At 32.4% G+C, this 26,270-nt stretch carries 28 protein-coding genes; 23 read left to right on the top strand and 5 right to left on the bottom strand.

What is annotated here, in order from left to right; all coding sequences use genetic code 11:
- Window positions 1–77: 77 nt before the first annotated feature.
- The 3 genes from murC (at window position 78) to HALHA_RS07090 (ending at window position 2,186) form a co-directional block, all read left to right on the top strand.
- The gene (murC, locus tag HALHA_RS07100) at window positions 78–1,442 is read left to right on the top strand and encodes a UDP-N-acetylmuramate--L-alanine ligase (RefSeq protein WP_015327113.1); all 1,365 of its coding nucleotides are present in this window, start codon (window positions 78–80) and stop codon (window positions 1,440–1,442) included.
- Window positions 1,443–1,563: 121 nt separating this feature from the next.
- On the top strand, window positions 1,564–1,791 hold the full coding sequence (locus tag HALHA_RS07095; RefSeq protein ID WP_015327112.1) for a hypothetical protein: 228 nt from the start codon (window positions 1,564–1,566) through the stop codon (window positions 1,789–1,791).
- A gap of 47 nt (window positions 1,792–1,838) precedes the next feature.
- Complete coding sequence (locus HALHA_RS07090) at window positions 1,839–2,186, top strand: single-stranded DNA-binding protein (protein ID WP_015327111.1); 348 nt, start codon at window positions 1,839–1,841, stop codon at window positions 2,184–2,186.
- Window positions 2,187–2,329: 143 nt separating this feature from the next.
- Here the strand turns inward: HALHA_RS07090 and HALHA_RS07085 are convergent, their stop codons facing one another.
- The 3 genes from HALHA_RS07085 to mnmH form a co-directional block, all read right to left on the bottom strand.
- A complete protein-coding gene (locus HALHA_RS07085) occupies window positions 2,330–2,587 on the bottom strand; it encodes a hypothetical protein (protein ID WP_015327110.1) in 258 nt (85 codons plus the stop codon).
- Window positions 2,588–2,676: 89 nt separating this feature from the next.
- Window positions 2,677–3,867 (bottom strand): IS701 family transposase, encoded by a 1,191-nt coding sequence (locus tag HALHA_RS07080; protein WP_015327109.1) that lies wholly within the window; start codon window positions 3,865–3,867, stop codon window positions 2,677–2,679.
- A gap of 135 nt (window positions 3,868–4,002) precedes the next feature.
- Window positions 4,003–5,070: a tRNA 2-selenouridine(34) synthase MnmH gene (mnmH, locus tag HALHA_RS07075; RefSeq protein ID WP_015327108.1), complete on the bottom strand. Its 1,068-nt coding sequence runs from the start codon at window positions 5,068–5,070 to the stop codon at window positions 4,003–4,005.
- Between the two features lie 165 nt (window positions 5,071–5,235).
- On the opposite strand from mnmH, the gene HALHA_RS07070 reads away from it, so the two are divergent.
- On the top strand, window positions 5,236–6,633 hold the full coding sequence (locus HALHA_RS07070; RefSeq protein WP_015327107.1) for a protein kinase family protein: 1,398 nt from the start codon (window positions 5,236–5,238) through the stop codon (window positions 6,631–6,633).
- Between the two features lie 15 nt (window positions 6,634–6,648).
- Here the strand turns inward: HALHA_RS07070 and HALHA_RS07065 are convergent, their stop codons facing one another.
- Window positions 6,649–7,782 carry a geranylgeranyl reductase family protein gene (locus HALHA_RS07065; protein ID WP_015327106.1) on the bottom strand — a complete coding sequence of 378 codons (1,134 nt, stop codon included), beginning with the start codon at window positions 7,780–7,782 and terminating at the stop codon, window positions 6,649–6,651.
- Between the two features lie 100 nt (window positions 7,783–7,882).
- Between HALHA_RS07065 and HALHA_RS07060 the strand changes: the two genes are divergently transcribed.
- From HALHA_RS07060 to HALHA_RS07015, 10 genes are all read left to right on the top strand, one after another.
- The gene (locus HALHA_RS07060; RefSeq protein WP_015327105.1) at window positions 7,883–8,830 is read left to right on the top strand and encodes a dipeptidase; all 948 of its coding nucleotides are present in this window, start codon (window positions 7,883–7,885) and stop codon (window positions 8,828–8,830) included.
- A gap of 122 nt (window positions 8,831–8,952) precedes the next feature.
- A complete protein-coding gene (locus tag HALHA_RS07055; RefSeq protein WP_015327104.1) occupies window positions 8,953–9,279 on the top strand; it encodes a hypothetical protein in 327 nt (108 codons plus the stop codon).
- Between the two features lie 164 nt (window positions 9,280–9,443).
- Window positions 9,444–10,496 carry a selenide, water dikinase SelD gene (gene selD, locus HALHA_RS07050; RefSeq protein ID WP_281098751.1) on the top strand — a complete coding sequence of 351 codons (1,053 nt, stop codon included), beginning with the start codon at window positions 9,444–9,446 and terminating at the stop codon, window positions 10,494–10,496.
- Window positions 10,496–10,765 carry a putative Se/S carrier protein gene (locus HALHA_RS07045; protein WP_015327102.1) on the top strand — a complete coding sequence of 90 codons (270 nt, stop codon included), beginning with the start codon at window positions 10,496–10,498 and terminating at the stop codon, window positions 10,763–10,765. The genes selD and HALHA_RS07045 overlap by 1 nt, the downstream gene beginning before the upstream one ends.
- A 29-nt stretch (window positions 10,766–10,794) precedes the next feature.
- The gene (locus HALHA_RS07040; RefSeq protein WP_015327101.1) at window positions 10,795–11,832 is read left to right on the top strand and encodes a LacI family DNA-binding transcriptional regulator; all 1,038 of its coding nucleotides are present in this window, start codon (window positions 10,795–10,797) and stop codon (window positions 11,830–11,832) included.
- A gap of 144 nt (window positions 11,833–11,976) precedes the next feature.
- Window positions 11,977–14,373, top strand: coding sequence for a glycoside hydrolase family 31 protein (locus tag HALHA_RS07035; RefSeq protein ID WP_015327100.1), 2,397 nt, complete (start codon window positions 11,977–11,979; stop codon window positions 14,371–14,373).
- Window positions 14,374–14,503: 130 nt separating this feature from the next.
- Entirely contained in the window at window positions 14,504–14,875 is a 372-nt protein-coding gene (gene mgsA, locus HALHA_RS07030; protein WP_015327099.1) for a methylglyoxal synthase, read from the top strand.
- 142 nt (window positions 14,876–15,017) lie between these two features.
- Window positions 15,018–15,185: a DUF362 domain-containing protein gene (locus HALHA_RS07025; RefSeq protein ID WP_015327098.1), complete on the top strand. Its 168-nt coding sequence runs from the start codon at window positions 15,018–15,020 to the stop codon at window positions 15,183–15,185.
- Between the two features lie 132 nt (window positions 15,186–15,317).
- The gene (locus HALHA_RS07020) at window positions 15,318–16,109 is read left to right on the top strand and encodes a patatin-like phospholipase family protein (protein ID WP_015327097.1); all 792 of its coding nucleotides are present in this window, start codon (window positions 15,318–15,320) and stop codon (window positions 16,107–16,109) included.
- 10 nt (window positions 16,110–16,119) lie between these two features.
- The gene (locus HALHA_RS07015; RefSeq protein WP_245547349.1) at window positions 16,120–17,160 is read left to right on the top strand and encodes a YlbL family protein; all 1,041 of its coding nucleotides are present in this window, start codon (window positions 16,120–16,122) and stop codon (window positions 17,158–17,160) included.
- Here HALHA_RS07015 and HALHA_RS07010 read toward each other — a convergent pair.
- A complete protein-coding gene (locus tag HALHA_RS07010) occupies window positions 17,144–18,433 on the bottom strand; it encodes a nucleotidyltransferase (RefSeq protein WP_015327095.1) in 1,290 nt (429 codons plus the stop codon). The two genes, HALHA_RS07015 and HALHA_RS07010, sit on opposite strands and share 17 nt — an antisense overlap.
- A 158-nt stretch (window positions 18,434–18,591) precedes the next feature.
- Here HALHA_RS07010 and pta point away from each other — a divergent pair, with 158 nt between their 5' ends.
- The 9 genes from pta to fabD all read left to right on the top strand — a co-directional run bounded on the left by pta (window position 18,592) and on the right by fabD (window position 26,269).
- Window positions 18,592–19,590: a phosphate acetyltransferase gene (gene pta, locus HALHA_RS07005; protein ID WP_015327094.1), complete on the top strand. Its 999-nt coding sequence runs from the start codon at window positions 18,592–18,594 to the stop codon at window positions 19,588–19,590.
- 46 nt (window positions 19,591–19,636) lie between these two features.
- On the top strand, window positions 19,637–20,827 hold the full coding sequence (locus HALHA_RS07000) for an acetate/propionate family kinase (protein WP_015327093.1): 1,191 nt from the start codon (window positions 19,637–19,639) through the stop codon (window positions 20,825–20,827).
- A gap of 115 nt (window positions 20,828–20,942) precedes the next feature.
- Window positions 20,943–21,413: a YceD family protein gene (locus tag HALHA_RS06995; protein ID WP_015327092.1), complete on the top strand. Its 471-nt coding sequence runs from the start codon at window positions 20,943–20,945 to the stop codon at window positions 21,411–21,413.
- A gap of 47 nt (window positions 21,414–21,460) precedes the next feature.
- Window positions 21,461–21,628 (top strand): 50S ribosomal protein L32, encoded by a 168-nt coding sequence (gene rpmF / locus HALHA_RS06990; protein ID WP_015327091.1) that lies wholly within the window; start codon window positions 21,461–21,463, stop codon window positions 21,626–21,628.
- Between the two features lie 160 nt (window positions 21,629–21,788).
- Window positions 21,789–22,370 (top strand): transcription factor FapR, encoded by a 582-nt coding sequence (fapR, locus tag HALHA_RS06985; protein ID WP_015327090.1) that lies wholly within the window; start codon window positions 21,789–21,791, stop codon window positions 22,368–22,370.
- A 1-nt stretch (window position 22,371) separates the two neighbouring features.
- Window positions 22,372–23,373 (top strand): phosphate acyltransferase PlsX, encoded by a 1,002-nt coding sequence (gene plsX / locus HALHA_RS06980; protein WP_015327089.1) that lies wholly within the window; start codon window positions 22,372–22,374, stop codon window positions 23,371–23,373.
- A gap of 1 nt (window position 23,374) precedes the next feature.
- Window positions 23,375–24,370 (top strand): beta-ketoacyl-ACP synthase III, encoded by a 996-nt coding sequence (locus HALHA_RS06975; RefSeq protein WP_015327088.1) that lies wholly within the window; start codon window positions 23,375–23,377, stop codon window positions 24,368–24,370.
- A 13-nt stretch (window positions 24,371–24,383) separates the two neighbouring features.
- Window positions 24,384–25,328, top strand: coding sequence for an enoyl-[acyl-carrier-protein] reductase FabK (gene fabK / locus HALHA_RS06970; protein WP_015327087.1), 945 nt, complete (start codon window positions 24,384–24,386; stop codon window positions 25,326–25,328).
- Window positions 25,329–25,339: 11 nt separating this feature from the next.
- Window positions 25,340–26,269, top strand: a complete 930-nt coding sequence (gene fabD, locus HALHA_RS06965; protein ID WP_015327086.1) for an ACP S-malonyltransferase — start codon at window positions 25,340–25,342, stop codon at window positions 26,267–26,269.
- The last annotated feature ends 1 nt before the right edge of the window (window position 26,270 follow it).

Here is a 26,270-nt window from a genome sequence, read left to right as displayed (position 1 = left end):
TTAGGTTGCATATATATTAAGATAAGTGTATTTTAATGCTAAACAGAGATTAAGAAATAGATAATGAGGTGGATATTATGAAGAAAGTTCATATTATAGGTATTGGTGGGATTGCTATGTCTGCGATTGCCCAGTATTTTTTGACAATCGGATATCAGGTAACAGGTTCTGATTTAGAAAATAATGAATTAATTGAAGAATTAAAAAATAAAGGTGCTCAGATTAAGATTGGTCATCAAGCAGATAATATTGATTCTAATTTAGAAAAAGTAATTTATTCTGATGCTATTCCAGATGAAAATGTTGAGCTTAAGCAAGCTAGAGAGTATGGAATAGAGTTATTAGGTCGTTCCCAAGCATTAGCTTTAATTACAGCTAACAAAAAGGTTATATCGGCTTCTGGAACTCATGGTAAGACAACAACTTCAGGTCTATTGGCCCAAATTTTAACGGGGGGCCAAAAGAATCCAAGCTTTATTATTGGTGGTATTTTAAATAATTTTAATAGTAATTTTATGATTAAGGAAAGCGATTATTTTATCCTAGAAGGTGATGAGTATGGAAAGTCTTTTTTAAAGTATCCGTCGGATATTGGAGTAGTAACGAATATTGAATTTGATCATCCAGATATTTATCGTGATTTAGATGATATGGTAGCGACCTATAAAGAATATGTAGCAGGTTTAAGTGAGTGTTTAGTTACTAATAATAAGGTTTTAGCACAATTAGAAATAGAATCTACTAGCTTACCTATTGAAGTATTAACGGTAGGAATTAATGACCAACAAGCTGATTTTAATGCAGTTAAGATTACAGAAGTAGAGTTAGAATCTTATTTTATTTTGGAGTACCAGGGCCAAGAGATTGGTCAATTTAGACTGCCTGCTTTGGGAGACTATAATATAAGACATGCTTTAGAAGCAATTGCTGTAGGTAAGTATTGTGGACTGTCTTTTGAAACTATGAAAGAGTCTTTAGGTCAATGGCAAGGAGTTAAGAGGAGATTTGAAGTATTATCTGATGATGATAATCAAATTATAATCACTGATTATGCTCATCACCCAAGTGAAGTAAAGGCTGTCGTTGATAATTTAGACCGAATTGAGACTGATAAACAAAAAGTAGTAATCTTTCAGCCCCACCAATATTTGAGAACAAATAGTTTATTAAAAGATTATCAAAAAGTACTTAATCAAAACTTAGATGAACGGGTTATTTACCAAATTTATAAAGTAAGAGAGAGAGTAGAAGAGAAAGAGTTAGAAAGATTAGGAAAAAGGTTAAGTCAATTAGTAAGTGACCAACCTGTTACCTATATTAATCAGTGGTCTAATTTAGAAGAGTGGTTAACTAAGTATAATTACAGTAATGATGCTATTTATCTTTTTTTAGGAGCTGGAGATATAGATCAATTTGCTCGTAAATGGGCAAAAAAGAGTTAGAGCAATTGCTCTAACTCTTTTTTGTTTTTCAAACCTCCTGTATTTTTTGAACTAATTTAGGATTAGAATAATAATCTATTACTATAAAGGATAAAATTAACATATAGGAGGGGGCGGAAAAATGAAAAGAGAACAAAAGAAGTTATTAATAGAAAAATATATGAATATAGCCCATCAAGAAGCTGGAATCTCCCCAGAAGAATTTGTTCAGTTAGCTACTGAAGTGATGAATCAATTTAGAATTGAAAATGATGTAGAACTATATAGGCAGATTAATTCTTGTATATATAGAAAAGTAGATGATATAGAAAAGCAAAGTAAACACATTAAGTGTATAACTAAGACTTAATTGGTAAAAATAACCTTAAGCAAACAAATTAAAAGGGAGTGATTATTGTGTTAAATCAGGTAGGATTAGTTGGCAGACTAGCTAGAGACCCAGAGATGAAAGAGTTATCGAGTGGCACTAAAATGACTAATTTGGTATTAGCAGTTGATAGAGATTATAAAAATAAAGCAGGAGAAAGGGAAACTGATTTTATCAATGTAGTAACTTGGAGAAAATTAGCTAAACATTGTGCTGATTTTTTAACTAAAGGTAGATTAGTTAGCATTGAAGGAAAAATAGAAGTTAGCAATTGGGAAGATAAGGAGACTGGAGAGAGAAGATATAAGACAGGAGTAGTTGCTAATAAAGTTAAGTTTTTAGATAGTCCTAAGAATTCTGCAGAAGCATCAGCTTAATTTTAATAGGGGAAACTAAATTGTTTCCCCTATTAAAGGAGTAAGAAAAGTCAAAGAGGTGTATGGCCAATGTTGGCCTATCAGGGTGAAAGTAATAAACAGGAATCCAGGAAGTGGGATTCTTGTTTATTATGAACTCTAATCTATTGTTGAGGTTGTCTTTCTCTTCTTTCTTGCCTCTCACTCATTTTAAATAATTCATCTTGTGGAGCTTTATGCTGAGTTAAGTCAATAGCACCTAATAGTAGATGTGCTAAACCAAAGCCAGCTATCCCCCAACCTAATGAAGAACTTTTAGAACGAAGGTTAATTCCTAGTGTAGTAACTACAGTACCTAATACAGTAGGAATAAGTCCTTCTCTAATTTTGTTTTTAATAATTAATCCCTCCTTAGAGTTCATTTTTAGTATAAGTTAGATTGAAAAGAATTATTCAGCTATAAATGAGCAAAAACCGTTCCAATTTATGGAAGCAACTTGATATAGTTTTTCTATGCAACATTTAATAACTCTAAAGTGGTATTTAATGGTATGCCAGTTTGAGCACATTCATAAATCCATTCTATATATTCTCTTTTACTGTGCTTTCTGGCTTCTAGAACACCTCTGCCAAATTTCATTGGTTTATCTAAACCAATGGTACAAAATAAATAAACTAAATTTTGTAATACCCAGATTCTATCTATGGCTTTGATAGATCTGACTTGATATTTATCAAGACCTAATATCCTTTTAGATTGTCTAAAATATACTTCAATAGACCAGCGTTTAGAATAGTATTCTAAAATAGTTTTTTCATCTAAAGAAACATTAGTGCAGAGGAATGCTCTTAAAGCCTTAGAATTCTTAAAAGCATCTACAGGCCAAGATAAAATTACAACCGCATTTTCTATATTATTCAGGTTTCCCTCATAACGGTGAACCCAATATTCAGAGCCGTTCACGGTCACAAGGTGAACATCACTCTTTTGAATATATTTTGCATAATCAGATATACCGATTCTAATACCTTTAGGGTAAATAATGCGGTTTCTTTTAAGAGCTCCAATGCAATGATAACCCTTTTTAGCATAAGCATTAATTATTTTAGGACAATTATACCATGAATCAAATAATGCATAAGCATTTGTAGGTGGTGTAGGCATAGATTCTGCAATATCACAAACAGTATCAATTTTACTTTTGCCTTCTCTATCATAGCGTTGAAGGTCATAAACTAAATTATGCTCACCAGATTGAATCATAGTAGTTAATAATTGATGTCCTAACACAGTTCTTCCAGTTAAATGAGAGTAGCAAAAATCAGTTTTCTCAATTGGTGACTTTGCCTGTGACGAAGGCTTAGTCTTTTCAGAAACAGTGTCATCATGAAGAATAAAGATTGGTTCATCATTATTCTTTGCATAATCAAATGAAAACTCTAAACTTTGGTTTTTAATAATTTCTTTAATGAATTCTTCATTCCAGTTTCCTTTAGATAAGAAATGACCAATTGTAGTTCTATGATTTTCACTATACTCTGCAATATCAGTTGTTTTAGATGAAAACCCTTTAGAAATTCCTGCTAGAATGAATTCTTTTATATGCTTTAAAGCTGGTTTAGAATAATAAAGATTAAAATTATTTTCGTCAAAAAACTTGTCAATTAGCTTATTATCAGGTAGAATAAAGTTATTAGACATTTCCAACATCCTTTCTGGTGAGAGTTTGGTATGGTAACTTTATTCTACACCAAAATGTTGGGAATGTCTTGTTTTATTTTTTGACTTGGAATAATATGGGTTCAAATTTGCTCATTTATAGTATTCAGTTCAAGATTAATTTATCGAATTATCTATAAATGTAGTTATCTGTTGGGATATTTGATTTAAGTTATCTTGTTTTATTTTTAAAGTAAATTTATCTTGGTATTTATTGAGGGAATGTTGATATAGAGGATCATAGTATTTAATTAATAATGTTTTGATGACGTCATCAAATTGGCCCTGTTTACATTCTTTAATTAATTGTTGGTAACCAGCTTTACCTATTTTTTTAACTAGATGCTTCTTAATAGCTGAGATGGACTCTAAAGAACGGTTAATAAATGATTTTTTATTTTGATTATAAGTTTCGGAGTATTCACTAAAAATTTCATCTATTCTACTATCAATAGACCTATCGATTAAAATATGTATTCCTTCTTCCATAGCTTCTTTAAAAAAGTCTGGGATAACAGAAATTCCAACTCTTTTACTCTCTGATTCTACTGCAATGATTGGTACTCCATTAATTTTATTTAATTTTTCCCATAATAAAGAATCAAATTGTTTTTGGTTTGTAGGTTCTCCTAAGCCGATACTACTAAAAGCTGAACCACGGTGGTTAGCAAGTCCTTCTAGATCAATAATTGGAATACCTAAATTTTGTAGCTGATAGAGCAGTTTAGTTTTACCTACTCCAGTATAACCATGAATAACTAGTAATTTACTATCTAGTTTGTATTCTTCTAGCTGATCTAGGATAAAATGCCGGTAAGCTTTATAGCCACCCTTTAATTTATAAAGTTCAAATCCGGCCATTTTAGCTACTAGACCAATACTTTCACTTCTCATACCTCCTCGGGCACAAAAGAGGATAAGATTCTCGTATTTTTTAGATAGCTTTTGAATTTTTTTAACCAAATCAGGTAGTTTAGGTGCTACAATTTCTATACCTAGTATGCGAGCCTTAGCAGGTGATTGTTGAGTGTATACTGTTCCTACTTGGGCCCGTTCTTGATTATCAAAAATAGGTAAATTAATTGCCCCCGGAATAGTTGCTTCATTAAACTCTCCTGGTGATCTAACGTCAATGTAAGCTGTTGATTTTAAGTCTAAAGTTTCTTTATAAGTAATTGATTTCATTATTATATACTCCTATCTATAAGTTTATTATTAACATTGTATCAGAAAATATGAAGGAATTAAAAACCTTAATCGGAATTAATAAAATGAATTGGCTAACTTAGCAGGAGTATGATATAGTAAAAATGGGCTTAGAAATTATAAGTTGGGGGTGAGTATAAAGTAATGTATCAAATTAAAGAAGAAGGAAAGAATTATAAGCATGTTGTAGATGAAGTAGGTACTAGTTACTATGCCCAAAAATTATTTACCACTAAAAAACCAAAAGGTAGAGTAGCTAAAAGCATTCTTGATGATATAAAAGCAATCATAAAGGAAGATAAGTCTATTAATCACCAGCAATATCTTTCTTATCACGATACTATGATTATTGATGGAGAATATTATTTATTAAGGGCCAATATAGAGCTAATCCCATTAGCGGATTATTTACAAAAAGAAAGAGTGGCTATTAAATTAGCTAATAATTGGCTAAAGACAATATTAAATATTTTTGCTAATGCTAAAGATGATCTATGGTCTGGGCTATTACTAGAGAGTTTGATGGTTGGGCCTAATCAGAAAATATTTATGCTTGATCCAATAATTATTAATAAAATTATTCAGTACAGATCAGAGATTTCCTTTTCTTTTGATAATATATGGTTGCAACCACCTGAGATTATTAAGAATGGATCATGGTCTAAAGAAAGCCAGCTTTATTCTATCATCGGATTTTATTATTATTTATTAACTGGTCAAACTTTCTTTCAAACTGATACTAAAGGAGAGCTGACTGTTAAAATAAAACATTTATCACCCATCGAGCCAAAACTTTTAAATCCTCAAGTTTCTACTGAATTAAATAATTTAGTAGTTAAATGTTTGAAAAAAGATAAGAATAAGAGACCAGGAAGTTTTAAAGAGGTATATCAAAGGCTTGAGAAATTAGAAAAGGAGAATAAATTAATATCTTCTCAAGAAAAAATAAAGGAAAGACAAGAAAAACAAGAACAACAAAAGAAATTGTTTAGTCTAAAAGAAAGATCATTCTGGTTTTTATACCGTTATTGGCGAGTGGGAATTGGAATGATAGCTGGAATTATAATTTTAACTGTTTTATTATCAACTGGAGGTTATCAACCTATTCTTAAGCGGGATACAACTCCTAAAAAAGTTGTTAAGTACTTTTATAAATCACTAAATAATAAAAATATTAATTTATTAGAGGAAGTATCGAATGCAGAAAAAATAGATTATTTGGAGGAAGTTGTAATCAGGGGTAGAGTAATTGAAAAGATGAAACAGGCTTATGGTGGTTCTAAAAGACCAGGAAAAGATGTAATTTACTCTATTGAAGGGCTTAGTATTGAATTGATTAGTAAGCAGCCAGTTCCTAAATTTAAAGCTAGTTATAAATTTATTTTTAACCGACCTCAAGCTAATCAAATTGAGATTCCTATGGAGGATTATTTAATCTTAAAGCGGGTTAATAAAAAATGGAAGGTAGTTAAGATTAGAGGAAGTATTACTAATCAGAATTTTATGGTAGAAGCTAGAAAGAACAAAGCAGAGGGCCAATAGATATGGCTCTCTGTTTTATTTATTGGTAATATGTTTTAAGAAACTTATTTCTGAGATAAAATAATTGTATAATTCATCATAATTTTTTAAGCCGTAGATTACTTTTAGGAATTCTTCTAGTAGCCATTGATTGCTAGTTAAGAATTTGTGGATCTGTTTTGGTGCTAGGAAGAAAAATTGGCTTAATAGCTTAGCTTTTTTAAATTCTAATATAATTTCTTGGTTAACTAGTGTTGTGTAATGATTTAGAGATTTATTTTTTTCTAAGTTATCAATGATTGCTTTGCTTGCTAATTGACCACTTTTTAAAGCATAGAAGATTCCTTCGCCAGATAGTGGGTCAACTAATCTAGCAGCATCACCTACTAATAATCCCTGGTTAGTATTTAAAGTTTTTTCACTTTGCCAAACAGGTAATAAGTGTCCTTTAGCATTTAACTCTTCTTGAATAAATATTTTTTCTTTGTTTAAATAGTTTGTTAATTTTTCTTTAAGGTTTAATCCTTGTTTATAACTAGCAATACCTACAGACAAATGATCTTGTTTAGGAAAAATCCAACCATATCCTTTAGGAATAGCACCATAATCTAGCTTTATCCTACTTCTTTGGTTGGCCAATTGTGGAGTAGAGACTTTTATTTCTTTTTCAAATCCTATAGCATGATTCATATTAGTTTTTAGTCCTAGTTCTTTAGCTATTAAACTATTTACCCCATCAGCTCCAATAAGATAATTACTTTTAAATAAATTATCTTTTGTCGTAACTTCTAGTCGATCATTTTTAGTAATAGAAAGAACTTTACTATTACTAATTACTTTAGCTCCTGCTTCTTTAGCTTTATTAACTAATAGATTATCAAATTTATCTCTCATTACTAGATAAACAAACGGTTTAGAAAAATCAATCTCAATTGCAGGTTGCAGATTATAATCAAATGTGATATTAGTTATTTTATCTTCAATAATATTAGTTAAATCAATATCTGCTAAGTATTTTTTGGCTTTAAGAGAAATAGCGCCTCCACAAGATTTGTAACGAGGTAATGATTCTTCTTCGATTAATAATACATTTAGATTTTCTTTAGCTAGGTTATAACTAGTATAGGCACCAGCTGGTCCAGCTCCAACAACAATAACATCAAAGACCACTTAGACCACCACCATTAAAATTTATTATTGAGCTTTATTATAGCCTATTCTATAAAAAAGCATTTCTTGCCTATTAATTAATAAATTATGGAGGGATACTATGAATTTAATAGATTTACATTGTGATACTATATATCGCATTTGTAATAATCAAACAGCAAGTTTAAAGAAAAATTCATTTCATGTTGACTTAGAGAAATTACAACAGGCTAACTCCTGGGCCCAATTTTTTGCTTTATTTATAGATTATAAAGAAGAAGCTATTTATGGAGAAAATCCCTTTGAGCACACTTTAGGTATGTTAGATAGGTTCTACCAAGAGGTTGAAGCTAATGATGAACTAGTAGCTATAGCAAAAAATTATCAAGATTTAAAAGCTAACCAACAAGAAAATAAGATATCAGCTTTTTTAACTATAGAAGAGGGGGGAGTTTTAGAGGGCCAACTATCTAGATTAAGAAATTTTTATCGTTTAGGAGTTAGATTAATAACTCTAACATGGAATTATCCCAACCAATTGGGATATTCCAATAGTAAACTACAGTATAGACAACAAGGGCTTACACCTTTTGGGAGACAAGTAGTTAAAGAAATGAACAAATTAGGAATGTTAATCGATGTGTCCCATTTATCTGACCAAGGTTTTTATGATGTAGCTCAATTATCCTCACAGCCATTTATAGCTTCTCATTCTAATGCTAGAGAGCTTAGAGATCATCATAGGAACTTAACTGATAAAATGATAAGAATAATTGCCAAACAAGGTGGAGTAATAGGACTTAATTTTGCAGCTAGTTTCTTAGGAGATAATAAAATAAGTAAAGTAGAAGATATAGTACGCCATATTAAACATATTAGAAATGTTGGAGGTAGTGAAGTTATAGCATTAGGTTCTGATTTCGATGGAATCGACTGTGAGTTAGAGATCAGTAATATTGCTAAGATTGATAAATTGATTACTACTTTAAAAAAGAATCAATTTACTACTGAGGAAATAGAAAAAATATTCTTTAAAAATGCAGAGCGAGTTATAAAAGAAGTTTTATAATTTTTATTGAATCTTTCATCACCTTAAAATGCTTCATCTTATGTAAAGTTTATAAGAGAAAAGGAGATTAAGTAACAAAAGTTGGCAAGATTAATATACTAGTAGTGAAAGGAGTGATAATAATGTTATTTAACTTATTAACAAATAGATTATCTCAAGAAGAGACAGAAGATATTTCATTATCTGATAGACTAGGTGTTTTTTCAAGTGGAGTAGGTTTTATAGCTAGTTGGTTAGCTTTTGCAGAACTTAAAGAAGAAGTAGATCTCCCCCTCCCAGAAGATTTGGATCAGTCTGAAAGTAATTTAGAGCCCCAAGAAAAGCCAGGAGAAAGAAAAGATACAGGAGTGAGTGATCAATTTGTTTGGTTGTTAGTCTTTCTTGTATTTTATATAAGTTTTGGCCCGTTTAATAAACGAGAAGAAAAAAAAGAGGAAGGGAGTGATTAAGGGCTTAATATATTTTTAACTTAGTCACTTATGACTACTAATTTTAAATAAAAAAAGGATAATCATAGACATAATAGAAACTTATTAACAAATACTTTAGAATAAGGGCAGTTAAATAAAACTATATATCAAGAAATTACAAGTAATTTAAAGAGGTGATATTAGTGACTGATGAAATTAAATTAACTCAGTATAGTAGTTCATCTGGCTGAGCAGCTAAAATGGGCCCTAAGGCTCTGTCGCAAGTTTTGCGACGCGTTGAATTTCCTGGAGTTGATGAAAACTTATTGGTTGGATTTGATAAAGCGGATGATGCAGTAGCTTATAAACTTCAAGGTGAGCAAGTGATAGTACAATCAGTTGATTTTTTTACTCCAGTAGTTGATGATCCTTATTTATTTGGTCAAATTGCTGCTGCAAATGCTTTAAGTGATATTTATGCTATGGGAGCTACTCCTTTGTTAGCTATGAATATTGCTGGTTTTCCTACTTGTTTAGATAATCAAATCTTAGAAGAAATTTTGCAAGGAGGAGCTGATCAAGTAGCTAATGCAGGAGCAATAATAGCTGGTGGTCATACTATTGAAGATGATGAGCCTAAGTATGGATTAGCTGTAACTGGAGTAGTTGAACATAATAATTTAATTACTAATTCTGGTGCTCAAGTTGGTGATCAACTAATTTTAACAAAGCCTTTGGGGATGGGGGTTATGACGACAGCTTTTAAAGGGGGCATAGCTGAAGTTGATGGTAATAGTCTTGCTGTTAAAGCAATGGCTACTTTAAATAATAAGCCTGTAGAATTGATGCATAAATATAATGTTAATGCTTGTACTGATATTACAGGCTTTGGTTTATTAGGACATGCTTGGGAGTTGGCCACAGGAAGTGGCTTGGAAGTTACTATTTATGCTAATCAAGTTCCATTATTTGCTCAAGCAAAAGAATATGCTGCTTTAGGCCTAGTTCCTGAAGGAGCTTATAGAAATCAGGATTATTTACAAAAGCAAGTTGAGTTTGGGGTAAAGATTAATGAAGCAAGAAAGGATTTATTATTTGATCCTCAAACTTCAGGAGGTTTATTAATATCTGTTGCTAAAGAAGATGCTGCTGATTTATTAAGCGATCTTTATCAAGCAGGATTAGATGATGCTACATTAATTGGCCAAGTTACAGGAACAGGGCCAAAAATTAAAGTTAGAGATGAGGGAAATTAATGTTTGAAGAGGAATATAAATTAATTGTTTTTGATTCAACGCACCATTCTTTAACAGCAGAAGATATTTTAAAAGATGCAGGATATAAAATAATGATGGTACCAGTTTTACCTGAAATTAGTGCTGATTGTGGAATAGCAATTAAACTAGAAAAGCAGGTTAAAACAACCAAATTATTAGGAAAATTAAATAAGAAGGGGATTGAGTTAGCTGGTTTATATCAAGTGTTAGTAGAGAAAAAGGAAAAAAAGATCAAAAGATTAGATTAGCTAGTTAACCGATTAACCAGGAGGGGATTATGGCTAAACAGGTTACAATTCGTGATGTGGCAGATTATGTAGGGGTTTCAGTAGCTACAGTATCTAATGTTTTAAATGAAAATCAACATAAAGTCTCTCAAAAGACTTACCAAGAAGTTTTAGAAGCAATAGAAAAGTTAGGATACTATCCTAACTTTACAGCTCGTACTTTAGCAAATAGAAAATCACATCTAATTGGGATTATGCTTCCTTTAGTTGAGCAAGATAAAGCTAATACTTTACTGCAAGATAATCCCTTTTATAGTCAATTTATAAGTGGAATTGAGATGAAGACTAGAGAAAAAGACTATGATATTTTGATTACGGGGGTTGGCCCGGAAGAGAGTTGTAAAGATTGGATTATCAAAAGAAATTTAGATGGAATTATTTTTTTAGGGGTCTATCCTAACTTACTCTCCAAAAAGATAGAAGAAATAGATGTTCCTATTGTACTAACTGATACTTATAAAGATTATACTGGGCAGTTTCATAATATTGGTGTTAATGACCAACAAGGGGGTTATTTAGCTACTGAATATTTATTAAAATTAGATCATAGAAATATTGCTTTTGTAACAGGTAATAGAGATTTGAGTGAAGTTAATTATAGACGTTATCAAGGGTATCAAAAAGCATTAAAAAGATACAATATTACTGAAAATGAAGAATTAGTTTATGAGACTGAAGTTTCTTTTGAAGGGGGGTATAAAGTAGGAGCAGAACTATTATCTGATCAAAATGATATTAGTGCAGTTTTTGCTGTAGCAGATATTTTAGCATTTGGTATTATAAAAGCTTTTCAAGAGCATGATAAAAAAATTCCTGAAGATCTTTCAATTGTTGGTTTTGATGATTTAAAGACATGCCAATATGTTACTCCGGCTTTAACTACAATAAAACAAGATATCTTTTACAAAGGAGTTAGAACAGTAGAAGTATTAATAGAGGAAATAGAATCCCAAGCCAAAGAGAAAAAGAGTATTACATTACCTTTAGAATTAGTTATTCGAGATTCTACACAACAGAGAAAGGACTAACAAACCGCCTTGACAAAACTTTTTAGCAAGTATATAATGTGGGTAAGTTAAACGCTTAACATAAAATCAATCAGTAGAAGTGCTTTTTGATTGTGCAACCGTTTGCAAAGATTGAATTAATATTTAAGATAGGAGCTGATGAATATGAATAGTGAAGAAATAATAGACCAGGGCCAAGGAAATAAAAGAAAGAGATACTTTGTTTTAAGTGAAATTAATGAATATAATCAAGATGATAATTATTTATATTTACAATTATCTGAAGGAGAATTAGTTTTAGAGTTTATTACCTCAGAAATAGTTAGGGTAGTAATGGGCCAACGTGATAAAGCAGATTTATCTACATCACCAGCATTGGTAGAACATAATTTAAAGTATCAAGATTTTGAAGTTGAAGATAAAGGAGATTATTTACAAGTTACAACACAAGATTTGAAAATAAAGATTAATAAACAAAAATTAGGGATTAGTTTTTATGATTTAGATGGTAATTTAATTCATAGAGACTACTCCAAAAAAGCTTTAGGTTGGAGTAAGGATGAAGTAAGAGCATGGAAGGAATTAAGGGAAGAAGAAAGATTTTATGGTCTAGGTGAAAAGACAGGTTGGCTAGATAAAAGAGATGGAAAATATGTAATGTGGAATCATGACACATTTAGTCCGCATGTAGATGATACTGATCCATTATACCAATCAATTCCATTCTTAATTGGTCTTAATCAAAATAAAGCTTATGGTATTTACTTTGATAATACCTATAAAAGCCACTTTGATTTAGGTGTAGGTGAAAAAGATTATTATTCATTTTGGGCTGAAGGAGGAAATCTAGATTATTACTTTATTAATGGGCCAAGTCTTAAAGAAGTTGTTGATAGTTATACGACTCTTACAGGAAAGATGCCTTTACCTCCAAAGTGGTCATTAGGTTATCACCAATCTCGTTATAGTTATCATCCAGAAGAAGAAGTAAGAGAAATAGCCCAGAACTTCCGGGAAAAAGAGATTCCTTGTGATGCTATTCATTTTGATATTCATTATATGGATGAATACCGTATTTTTACTTGGGATGAGAATAGATTTCCTAATCCAGAGCAGTTATTAACTGATTTAGGTGCTGATGGCTTCAAACCAATAACTATTATTGATCCAGGTGTTAAAAGAGATCCTAAATATGATATTTATCAAGAAGGAATAGAAAATGATTATTTTTGTAAATATCTTGATGGAGAATATTTTATAGATAAAGTATGGCCAGGAAGATGTGTCTTTCCTGATTTTACTCAACAAGCAGTTAGAGATTGGTGGGGAGATTTACACCAGAGGTTAACTGATGTAGGAGTTAGAGGAATTTGGAATGATATGAATGAGCCAGCAGTCTTTAATGAAACAGATACTATGGATACTGATGTCATTCATCAAAATGATGGTGATTTAGGAACTCATGATAGATTCCATAATTTATACGGATTTTTAGAAGACCAGGCTACTTATGAAGGACTAAAGAAACATTTATCTAATGAACGACCTTTTGTGCTAACTAGAGCTGGTTTTGCAGGAATTCAACGTTACTCAGCAGTTTGGACAGGAGATAATCGAAGTTTTTGGGATCATATTAAGTTAGCGATGCCAATGTTAATGAATTTAGGTTTATCTGGTGTTACCTTCTCTGGAACAGATGTAGGAGGATTTACTGGAGATACTAGTGGAGAACTTTTAGCTCGTTGGACCCAGTTAGGATCTTTTGTGCCATTTTTTAGAAATCATTGTGAAATTAGAGCTATTTATCAAGAACCATGGGCTTTTGCTGAAGAATATGAAAGTATTATTACAGAATATATTGAATTACGTTATAAATTTTTAACTCATATTTATAATTTATTTTATCAAGCTACTCAGACAGGTTTACCAGTAATGAGACCATTAGTAATGGAGTATCAATCTGATGAAGAAACACATAACTTATCTGATCAATTTATGGTAGGAGATAGTATTTTAGTAGCTCCTATTTATCAACCAGATCGAGATAGAAGAATGGTTTACTTCCCAGAAGGAACTTGGTATGATTTCTGGACGGGAGAAGAATATGAAGGCAACCAGCATGTAATTGTAGATGCTCCACTAGATACCCTACCTCTTTATGTTAAAGCAGGTAGTATCCTTCCTTTAGCTCCAGTAGTAAATTATGTAGGAGAGAAGGATATAGAAGAATTGAATATTAATATTTATTTAGACTCAAAAGTAACAACAGATAGTTATAAACTATATAATGATGATGGTTTAAGCTTTAATTATCAAGATGGTGAATATAGTTTAACAGAGTTTACTTATCAATATCAAGCTGCTAATTTAGAATTTACAATTGATGATCAGCAGACTGGTTATCAGGAGTATAAAAGTTATTGCTTATCCTTTAATAATGTAGCAAGTAAACCTAGAACGGTTATAGTAGATGGTGCAGAAGTTGATGATTGGAATTATGAAGCTCAGAGATTAGAGGTTACTATTCCAGCTAAAACTACTAAAGTAGAAGTCAAATTATAAGAAGCTAAAAAGCCCCAGGTAGAGATTAATCTCTACCTGGGGCTTTTTTAGAATTGATACAAAGTTTAACAATTAAGCAGGTAAAAAATAAAATTTATAGAAATAATACAATTAGAAAGGGAGGGGCAAAATGAAGAAAATAGCTTTAATTGCTCATGATGAGAAAAAAGATGATTTAGTTAGATTTGCTCAAGAGAATGAAAGAGTTTTGAGTGGTTTTAATTTAATTGCTACAGGGACTACTGGTCAGAGATTAAATGAAAATACTAATTTGGAAGTAACTAGAATGGCTTCTGGTCCTTTAGGGGGCGACCAACAAATTGGAGCTGAAATTGCTAGTGACAATATAGCAGCAGTTATTTTTCTAAGAGATCCATTGACTGCTCAGCCCCATGAACCAGATGTAAGTGCTTTACTTCGTGTTTGCGATGTGCATAATGTACCTTTAGCTACTAATTTAGGTACTGCAAATATGATCTTATTAGATAATTTAGTTGATTAGTTGCAAGACCTAATTCCTTATCGGGGATTAGGTCTCTATTTTCTAACCTAACAAGGAATATTTATTGATAAACTAGATAACTTATGTTATGATATTAAAGGAAGATAATTACTACATAAAATAAGATGTGGAGGTGTAAGAAATGGCTTATACAATTACTGATGGTTGTATTTCTTGTGGGGCTTGTGAACCTACTTGTCCAGTAGATGCTATTTCTGAAGGAACTGACAAATATGAAATTGATGCTGATGCTTGTATTGATTGTGGTGCTTGTGCTGGTGCTTGTCCAGTAGAGGCTATTGAAGCTTAATTTGTAGTTAAGATCTCAGGATGCCCTGGGATCTTTTTATTTTATGATCTTTTTATTTTATAAGGATAATTTATACCATTATTGAATAACATATAAAGTAAGTTATTTGATATTTGAGCTAGAGGTGATATGGTGAGTGCTAAAATTGGATTAGCTTTAGGAGCTGGATCAGCTAGAGGTATTGCTCATATAGGTGTCTTAAAGGCTCTGCAAGAGGAAGGCATAGCTATAGATTATTTAGCAGGAGCTAGTATTGGTAGTGTGGTAGGAGGATTCTATGCTGCTGGATCTGATTTACATATGTTAGAACGATTAGCAATTCATTTAGAGTGGGATCATTTTACTGATATTACAGTTTCTAAGCAAGGATTAGTTGCAGGAAATAAAGTTAAAGAATTTTTTCAGTTATTAACTAAAGGAAAGACTTTTGCTGATTTAAATTTACCCTTCTCAGCAGTAGCAGCTGATATTGAAAAAGGAGAAGAGGTAGTAATTAAAGAAGGGTTAGTAGCTGATGCTCTAAGAGCCAGTATGTCTATTCCTGGTATTTACATTCCCTATGAATTAGAAGGGAAAAAGTTGGTTGATGGGGCAGTATTAAATAGAGTACCTGTTAGTGCTGTAAAGGAGGAAGGTGCTGATATTGCAATTGGGGTAGAGGTTAGTTATAATCTAGTCCGAAGTTATAATGTCAATACTATCTTTGATGTAATTATGAGTTCAATTGATATTATGCAACAGGAGATTGCTCAACATAAAAATGTGGAGGCGGATATACTAATTGTTCCAGAAGTAGGTCATATTGCTTCTACTGATTTAAGTCAAGCCCAGGAATGTATCCAATTAGGTTATCAGGCAGCTAAGGAAAAGATACCAGAAATAAAAAGATTGATTAATGAATATAATAAAGAGACTGCTAAGTAGATTCTTTAAGTTGATTGTTGGGAAAGGAAGTGAGATAGAAATGGGGATAGATTTAATTAAGAAAAGAAGTTTTTGGATTAAAGCTTTAATTGTAGTAGTGGTAGTGGGCATTTTAGCTGTATACCCAAGTGATTATTACCTTATTTCACCTGGTATAGCCAAACCTTTATCACCGATGGTTAATATTAAGGCTGATACTTACCTTCAAACAGGTAAAGTTATGTTAACTGCTGTTTCTATGAAAAGTGCTAGTTTATTAGAGTATATGTATGTCAAGCTGTTTAATCCAGATTTAATTGAATTGCAGTCTAAAAATTTATTGCCTCCTAATATGAATATGGAGGAATACTTTAAATTTATGCGTGAAATGATGAAAGAGAGTCAGATGAAAGCTAAGGCCGTAGCTTTAGAAGCAGCAGGTTATAATCCCCAGGTTAGTGGGCAAGGGGCCAAAATAACCCATGTATTAAAAGAAGGCAATGCTAAAGGGAAGCTAAAACCTGGTGATATAATTATTAAGGTTGATGGAGAGCCAGTAGGTTTATTAACAGAAGTTGTAAGTGAGATTCAGGATAGAAAGGTTGGAGCACAAGTAAGGGTTACTGTAAAAAGGGATGGAGTTAAGAAGACTTATTCAATTAAAACTAAGAAAATACAAAATAATGCTGATAATCCATCTATTGGAGTCTTAATAACTTCTTACAAGCGGGAATATGATTTTCCAATTAAGATTAATATTAATGCTGGAAGGATTGGTGGCCCATCAGCTGGAAGTATGTTTGCCCTGCAGATTTTTAATCAATTAACTAAAAAAGATTATACCTATGGTTTAAAAATTGCTGGAACAGGAACAATTAGTTTAGAAGGTAAAGTCGGTAGGATAGATGGTGTTAAACAAAAGATAGCAGCAGCTAAAGAGCGAGGGGCCAAGATATTTTTTACCCCTCAAGCAAATGCTAAAGCAGCCAAAGAGATGGAAACTCCAGAGATTAAGATAGTCTCTGTCAAAAACTTTACTGATATTATTAATTATCTTAAAAGTTTAAAATAGGTGTTTGCCTAAAGTCAACCCCACCTTTTTTTGCTTTGTTGTTAGAGTAGGCAAGAGTATATAAATCATTTGCTAATAGATCATATTCTAACATCTCCTGTAGGAGATTACGTGGGGTTTGTTTTGATTTAAAGTGGTTAGCTACTTTGGTGATTAAAGGCAAGTTAGATTTCTTCTTAATTAATTTAAGTAACTGCCTACCTTGCTGATTAAAACCTAGGACTCTTAAATATTGTGGGCCGTAAGCAGTATCGAATTTAGTTAATTGATCTTTAGTTAACCCTAATAGCAGATGAATTAAAATACGTTGAATTCTAGTTTGTGTAAAGCGTTTAGTCTTAATTAAATTAATTAATTCTTGTAATGAAGTGGCTTTAAGAGCTGCTTCTTTAAATCTATTTTCTAATCCTCCAGTTATATTTTCATAGTTTCTTAATTTGTTTTTATCTACTCTTCTAAGTAGGGTTAATAATTGTTGACTAAAATCATTAGTAAAGATTGGCCCTAAATTATCCTTGAACTTATTTTTTAAAACTTCAACTGTTGAATTAGGCAAGGATTGCCTGATCTGTTGATCAATTAATGGTTTGTTTTGTTGTTGATTTTTTTTAATTCGATTTCTAATAGCAGAGCCACTAGCAATATTATTAAGTTTATTAGAGTAATAGTCTGCCCCTTCTCTTTTAATAGTTAGTGGCGTAATAGAGCTATTTAAATTAATTAGAGCTTTAATATATTCTAGACCTAAAATATTATTAGGATTATTTATAATTTCTTCTGCTTTTGTTGGTGATACTTTAAAATCACTTGATTTTAGCTTTAAATAACTAGTAAGTGCTTTAGTTCGCGCTTGAGGATAGGAGTGACCTTCTTTTAATTTTTCTTGCAGTAATGAACTTAGTTGTTGTGGTTCTTTAGCTAGTAATTCTCCGAGTTCTTTTAAAGAATTAATGTTACCTGACTCACTACCAAAAGAAAGATAATCAACGGTCTTGGTAGCTTCTAATGATCTTACAGCTGCCCAAGCGAAATATTCAGCACTACGAGTAGAATAGACAACAGGAAGTTGGAGGATTAAGTCTACTCCTACCTGAAGTGCCATTTTAGCTCTGCTCCATTGGTCTATAATGGCTGGTCTTCCTCGTTGTAAAAAACAGCCACTCATGATACAAATAGTAGCATCAGCTTTACTTTTATTTAGTGAGTTTTGCAAATGAATTTTATGTCCTAGATGAAAAGGATTATATTCAGTAATAATGCCGAGTACTTTCATTTTTGCCCCCTTTTTTGTTTATTATAGCTCGAAGATTAATAAATATCAATTTAATCTGTCAGATAATTATTAATTTTAGAATTAATAGATTAAACAAGGAGAATAAAGAGGGCATCTAGTATTTAAATAAATGGAAAGTCATAAAGGGAGGTAGGATAATGAGTTTTATTAAAAGAATGCACGCTCAAGCTCGTGATGGTAAAGAAAAAATAGTTCTTCCAGAAGGCACTGAACCAAGAATGATTAAGGCTGTTCCTTTAATTATAGAAAAAGGGATTGCTGAGGTTGTCTTATTAGGTGATAAGCAAGAAGTTCAAGATATTGCTCTAGAACATGGAGTTGATTTATCTGGAGCAGAGATTATTAATCCAGTTAAGTCAGATAAGTTAGAAGAGTATGCTCAAGTTTATTATAAGTTAAGAAAACATAAAGGAATTACTAAAGAAGAGGCACAAGAAAAGATTAAGGAACCATTATATTTTGGAGCAATGATGGTTAAGCAAGAAGATGCGGATGGACAAGTAGCAGGTGCTGCTAATCCAACTGGTAATGTCTTAAGGTCTGCTATTAAGATTATTGGTACAGCCGAAGGAATTTCTGTTATCTCGGGTGCATTTGTAATGATTGTTCAAGATAAAGATTTTGGTGATGATGGATTATTATTATTTGGGGATTGTGCTGTAAATCCAAATCCTGATACTAATCAATTAGCTGAGATTGCTGTATCTACAGCAAAAACTGCTCAAGATTTAGCTAATATTGATCCTAAAGTGGGTATGTTATCATTTTCTACAAATGGTAGTGCTCAGCATGATTTAGTTAATAAAGTACAAGAAGCTACAGATAAAGCCCAAGAGATAAATCCTGATCTAAAGATAGATGGTGAGATGCAGTCTGATGCAGCTTTGGTACCTAAAGTAGCGGATAAGAAATATCCTGAGAGTGAGATTGCTGGTAATGCTAATGTATTGGTATTCCCTGATCTACAAGCAGGTAATATTGGATATAAATTGGTACAGCGATTAGCAGGTGCAGAAGCGATTGGCCCTATTTTACAAGGAGTAGCTAAACCAGTTAATGATCTATCACGGGGTTGTAATGTACAAGATATTGTTAATGTAGTTGCTATTACTGTTGTACAAGCCCAGAATTGTTAATTTATAAATTAATATTTTTAATAATCGATACTAAGGAGGAATTCAAATGGGGATTTTAGTAATTAATAGTGGTAGTTCTTCGATTAAATACCAATTATTTAATATGGATGATGAATCAGTACTAGCTAAAGGATTAGTAGAAAGAATTGGTATTGAAGGATCTAGATTAGAACAAGAGGTTAATGGAGAAGAAATTGAAATAGAACAAGAAATTGCTGATCATTCAGTAGGTATGAAATTAGTAATTGATACTTTAACTGACACTGAGACTGGAGTTATTTCAGATGTAGAAGAAATTGATGCTGTGGGTCATAGGGTGGTTCATGGTGGAGAATACTTTGATGGATCAGTTGTTGTAGATGATGATGTAAAAGAAAAAATTGAGGAATGTGCAAAATTAGCCCCTCTACATAATCCAGCTAATTTAATGGGGATTGAGGTTTGTGAGGAATTAATTCCTAATGCGCCTCAAGTGGTTACTTTTGATACTGCTTTCCATCAGTCTATTCCTAAAGAATCTTATATGTATGCTTTACCGTATGAATTTTATGAAAAACATAGAGTACGTCGTTATGGTTTTCATGGAACATCCCATAAATTTGTGGCACAACGCGTGGCTGAGGAGATGGGCCAACCTGTTGAAGATCTAAAGATTATCACTTGCCATTTAGGGAATGGGGCTAGTGTAACAGCAGTTAAAAATGGTAAGGCTTATGATACAAGTATGGGTTTAACACCTTTAGAAGGTTTAGTAATGGGGACTCGTTGTGGAGATATTGATCCAGCAGCAGTACCATTTATTATGGAAAAGGAAGATTTATCTCCTCAAGAAATGGATCAGTTAATGAATAACAAGAGTGGATTGTTAGGAGTTTCTGGTGTTAGTAGTGATATGAGAGATGTAGAAGATGCTGCGTCTGATGGCAATAAAAGAGCCCAATTAGCTTTAGATATGTTTACTAATCGAGTTAAAAAGTATATTGGTTCTTATACAGCAGAGATGAATGGAGTAGATGCTATAGTATTTACAGCAGGAATTGGAGAAAATGGAAGTGAAGTAAGAGAAGCATCTTGCTCTGAATTAGATTATTTAGGGGTTAAGATTGACGCTGATAAAAATAATGTACGAGGTAAAACTCAAGAGATTAGTACTACTGATTCTAAGGTTAATGTTTATGTGATTCCAACTAATGAAGAATTAGTTATTGCACGGGATACTAAAGAGTTAATTAAGTAAAAATCTGAGTCCTTTTCTTGACAAGAATGTAAAGTGTATATTATAATAAGAGATGTTGCTTTGGAATCTTGAGTTTAATATTCTTTTTATATTATATGATTCCTGGGGTGATTAGATGAAAATAAATATTAAATCCATTAAAGATACTTTAGGCGCTAAAATTGATGTAAAAAAATCTATTAATTTGGAGTCTAGAAAGATTAGAGGTCAGGAGATTGAATTTATTGGATCATGTGAATTAGATTTAATGGTAATTAATGCAGAAGATAAATATGTAGTTAGTGGCCCAGGTAAAGTGTTAGTTAAACTACCTTGTAGTCGCTGTTTAGAAGAAGTTAAAGAAGAATTAAATTTTAATTTTAATGAAGAAATTAAAAAAGTTGATGTTGAGCATAATGAATTAGATTTATCCAATTCATTAGAGGAATATATTAGGTTATCTTTACCAATGCAAGTTGTTTGTGATGAAGATTGCGCTGGCTTATGTCCTAGCTGTGGTATTAATTTAAATGATGATGAATGTGAATGTTATATGCATGAAGTCGACCCTCGGCTTGCTAAGCTAGATAAATTACTAGATGATTAGAAATATATAGTTTAGAATTAGTATTATTAATAAAGGAGGTGTTGATAATGGCAGTACCAAAGCAGAAAACTTCAAAAACGCGTAAAAGAAAAAGAAGAACTCATAAGAAGTTAAATGCTCCTAACTTAGTGGAGTGTTCACAATGTCATGAACCGAAATTATCACATCGGGTGTGTCCTGAATGTGGATATTACAAGGGCAGAAAAGTTAAGTAATAATTATCATAGACAAGGTAGGTATTAACCACCTTGTCTATTTTAGTTTTTGAAAAAAATAACTTTATACTTGCGTTTAAAGAAAAAATTATATATAATATTAAATGGACTGATTTAGTACCAGGTGTTAATAGAAGCTATTAGTAGGTGGTAATACCAAATGGCAAAATTAAATAAGTTAGAGAGACAAAGACGATTGAAAGAGAAATTGGCTGATAATCCTTTTTTAGTTGATAAGGAATTAGCTGAATTGTTTAAAGTTAGTATTCAAACGATTAGATTGGATAGAAAAGAATTGGGTATTCCAGAAGTAAGGAAGAGGACTAAATCAGTAGCTCAAAATGCTTATTCTAAAGTTAAATCAGTTCAAAGTGGAGAAATAATTGGTGAATTAATACATATAGAATTAAATAAGAGTGGACTTTCTATCTTAGAAACAGTCAATGAAATGGGATTGGAAAAATCTAACATAGTGCGTGGACATCATATTTTTGCTCAAGCAAATTCTTTAGCTGCAGCAATTATAGATACAGATGTAGCATTAACTGGTGCAGCAGAAGTAAGATATGATAGACCAGTATCTGTTGGAGAAAGATTGGTAGCTCAAGCTAAAGTAACGGATAAAAAAGAGAATAAATTTCATATTAAAGTAGAAACTAAAATTAAAGATGAAGTAATCTTTGCAGGGGAATTTGTTATTTTTGCTGTAGAGGATGAAGTTAGTGGTAAGGAGGAGAAATAGTTTGAAGATAGCTATTGATGCTATGGGAGGAGATGATGCTCCTTTAGAAGTAGTTAAAGGAGCAGTACAAGCTAGTTCAGATATTAAGGGCCAAATTATTTTACTAGGCTTAAAAGAAAAGATAAAAACTGAACTTAATAAATATAACTATCCAGAAGATAAAATAGAGATCTATCATACATCTCAAACCATTAGTATGGATGAATCTCCTGCTCGGGCTTTAAGAAAGAAGAAAGACTCATCAGTTGTAGTAGGAGCTAAATTAGTTAAGGAAGGAAGAGCTGATGCTTTTGTTTCTGCTGGAAATACGGGAGCAGTTATGGCAGCTGGCACTTTAAAGGTTGGTCGAATTCAAGGAGTCAAGCGACCAGCGATTGCAACAGTTTTTCCAGGTTTGAAAGGTGAAACATTAGTTTTAGACGTTGGAGCTAATGCTGATAGTAAGCCAGAACATTTAGTCCAACAAGCCCAAATGGGCCAAATCTATGCTAAAGAAATACTACATAAATCTAATCCTACAGTGGGGTTATTAAGTATTGGGGAAGAAGCTAAAAAAGGAAATCAATTAACTAAAGAAACTTATCCGAAATTAAAAGAGTTAGATAATATAAATTTTGTCGGCAATGTAGAAGGAAGAGACATATTTACCGGCGAGTATGATGTTATATTATCGGATGGTTTTGTTGGAAATGTAGTTCTTAAAACCTCTGAAGGATTATCTTCGGCTATATTTAAGATTATAAAAAAAGAGATTCAAGCAAGTTGGTTAAGTAAATTAGGTGGCTTATTATTAAAGCCAGCTTTTAATCGCATTAAGAAGAAAATGGATTATACAGAATATGGTGGAGCTCCTTTATTAGGAGTTAATGGTGTAACCATTATTGGTCACGGAAGTTCAAATGCTAAAGCAATTGCCAATGCTATCAAAATAGCGGAAGAATCAATAAATGTGGAATTGATTGATTTAATTAAGCAGAACATTAATGAAGGGACTGATAAATAGTATGAATCAATCTTCAAGAAGGGCCAAAGTTGCCGGATTAGGTTCTTATGTTCCTGACCAAGTACTAACTAATAGTGATTTAGAGGAACTAGTTGATACTAGTGATGAATGGATTACACAAAGGACTGGAATTAAAGAACGAAGGGTTGTTAAAGAGGATGTAACTGCATCTGATCTTGGTTATCAAGCAGCCCAAAAGGCTATTGAGAATGCGGATATAGATAAAGACAAATTAGATTTGATTTTGGTAGCTACCTCCACTCCTGATTATGTAGGGTTTCCTTCAACCGCTTGTTTAATTCAGGATAAATTAGGTTTGCCAGGAATTCCTGCTTTTGATGTAGCTGCAGCTTGTACAGGCTTTATTTATGCTTTGTCAGTAGCAAGCCAGTATATTGAAACAGGAGCTTATGATAATATATTAGTAATTGGCTCTGAAGCTTTATCAAAGGTGATTGATTGGGAGGATAGAGGTACTTGTGTTTTATTTGGTGATGGTGCAGGAGCTGCAGTTTTAACACCTGCTCAATCTGGTGGCATTCTAACTAATCATTTAGGTGCAGATGGATCAAAAAGTGATGTATTAAAAATACCAGGTGGCGGGTCATGTAATCCATTATCCCAACAGTTACTTGATGAAGGTAATCATTATTTAGAAATGGAAGGTAGCGCCGTCTTTAAGTTTGCCGTTAGGATTTTAGGTAAAGCTGCTCAAAATGCTTTACAACAGATTGGCTTAAATAGGGATGATATTGATTATTTAATTCCTCATCAGGCTAATATTAGAATTATAGATTCTGCTGCTAAAAGACTAAGATTGGATAAAGAACAAATTTATGTTAATTTAGATAAGTATGGAAATACTTCTGCTGCATCTATTCCTCTTGCTTTAGACGAAGCAGCAAAGAAGAATAAAATTAAGCAAGGAGATATTGTAGTTTTAGTTGGATTTGGTGCAGGTTTAACTTGGGGTGCAACAGTTTTAGAATGGACTTAAGGGGGATGAAAAAATGTTTAAGACTGAATTATGTGATTTATTAGATATTAAGTATCCTATTATTCAAGGTGGTATGGCTTGGGTTGCTACTGGTGAATTAGCTGCTGCAGTTTCTGAAGCTGGAGGGCTAGGGATTATTGGAGCTGGAAATGCTCCTGCTGATATAGTTAGAGAAGAGATTAAAAAGGTTAAGTCTCAAACTAAAAACCCATTTGGTGTTAATGCGATGTTACTATCACCTCATATAGATGAAGTGATAGAAGTTATTTTAGAAGAAGAGGTACCAGTAGTAACTACTGGAGCTGGTAATCCGGCTAAATATTTAGATAAATTACAAGATATGGGGGCAAAAGTGATTCCTGTAGTACCTTCTGTTGCTTTAGCAAAAAGAATGGCTAGATATGGTGTAGATGCTGTAATTGCTGAAGGTAACGAAGCTGGAGGACATATAGGACAATTATCTACTATGCCATTAATCCCTCAGGTAGCTGATGAAGTTAATATTCCTGTAATTGCTGCTGGTGGGGTTGCTGATGGACGAGGAGTTGCATCTGCTTTAGCGTTAGGAGCTAAAGGTGTTCAAATTGGAACTAGATTTGTTTGTGCTAGTGAATGTATTGCACATGATAATTATAAAAAAGCTATTGTAAAGGCAAAAGATAGAGATGCAATTGTAACAGCAAGATCTACAGGACATCCAGTTAGAAATTTAAAGAATAAGCTAACACGTAAAATTAAAAAGATGGAAGAAGAGGGTGCTCCTAAAGAAGAAATAGAAGAATTAGGTATTGGTAGATTAAGACAAGCAGTTATTGATGGAGATACTAAAGAAGGTACAGTAATGGCTGGGCAGGTTGCAGGAATGATTAATGAAATTAAACCAGCTGCAGATATGATTGAAGAAATCATGAGAGAAACAAAAGAAATATTAGAAGATAACTGTCAACTTGTTAAGTAAGGAGGATAAAGATGAGTAAGATTGCATTTATTTTTCCTGGTCAAGGTTCTCAACATGTAGGGATGGGCCAAGATTTAGCTGAAGAATTTCCAGTTGTTAAAGAAACTTTTAAGGAAGCAAATCAGGCTTTGGATATAGATATTACTAAGTTGTGCTTTACAGGACCAGAAGATAAGTTAAAAGAAACAGCTAATACTCAACCTGCTATTTTAGCAACTAGTATTGCAGTTTATAGATTGTTATTAGAGAAAGGCATTGAACCAGAAGTAGTAGCAGGACATAGTTTAGGCGAATACTCTGCTTTAGTTGCTGCTGGAGTAATTGATTTTGCTACTGGATTACAATTAGTTAGAAAACGGGGACAATTAATGAGTCAAGCTGACCCTTCTGGTGAGGGTGCTATGGCAGCAATTATTGGTTTAGAACCTCAAGAAGTAAAAGAAGTTTGCCAGCAAGGAAGTGAAAAAGGTATAGTAGAAGTAGCTAACTATAATTGTCCAGGTCAAGTAGTTATCTCTGGTCAAAAGAAAGCAGTTACTAACACAGCAGAATTAGCTCAAGAAGCAGGAGCTAAAAAGGCTATTACACTAAATGTCAGTGGGCCCTTCCATTCTAGTTTAATGGAATCTGCTGGTAAAAAGTTAGCGGATTATTTAGAGCAAATTGAGTTTAATGAAGCTGATTTACCACTAGTGCCAAATGTTAAGGCTGATTTTACTACTCAACCGGCTGAAATTAAAGAAGCTTTAATCAAGCAAATTAGTGGTTCAGTACGTTGGGAAGAATCAATTAAACAAATGATTAATGAGGATCTTGATACATTTATTGAAGTTGGCCCGGGTAGAGTATTAAAAGGCTTTATGAGACGTATTGACCGGAGTGTAACTGCTTTAAATGTAGGAAGTATGAGATCTTTAAAAAAGACATTAAAGAAGTTATAGA

It is taken from the genome of Halobacteroides halobius DSM 5150, assembly GCF_000328625.1.
Lineage (GTDB): Bacteria > Bacillota > Halanaerobiia > Halobacteroidales > Halobacteroidaceae > Halobacteroides > Halobacteroides halobius.
Note: the sequence above shows the minus strand (reverse complement) of the source record. Positions and strands in the feature narration are given on the sequence as shown.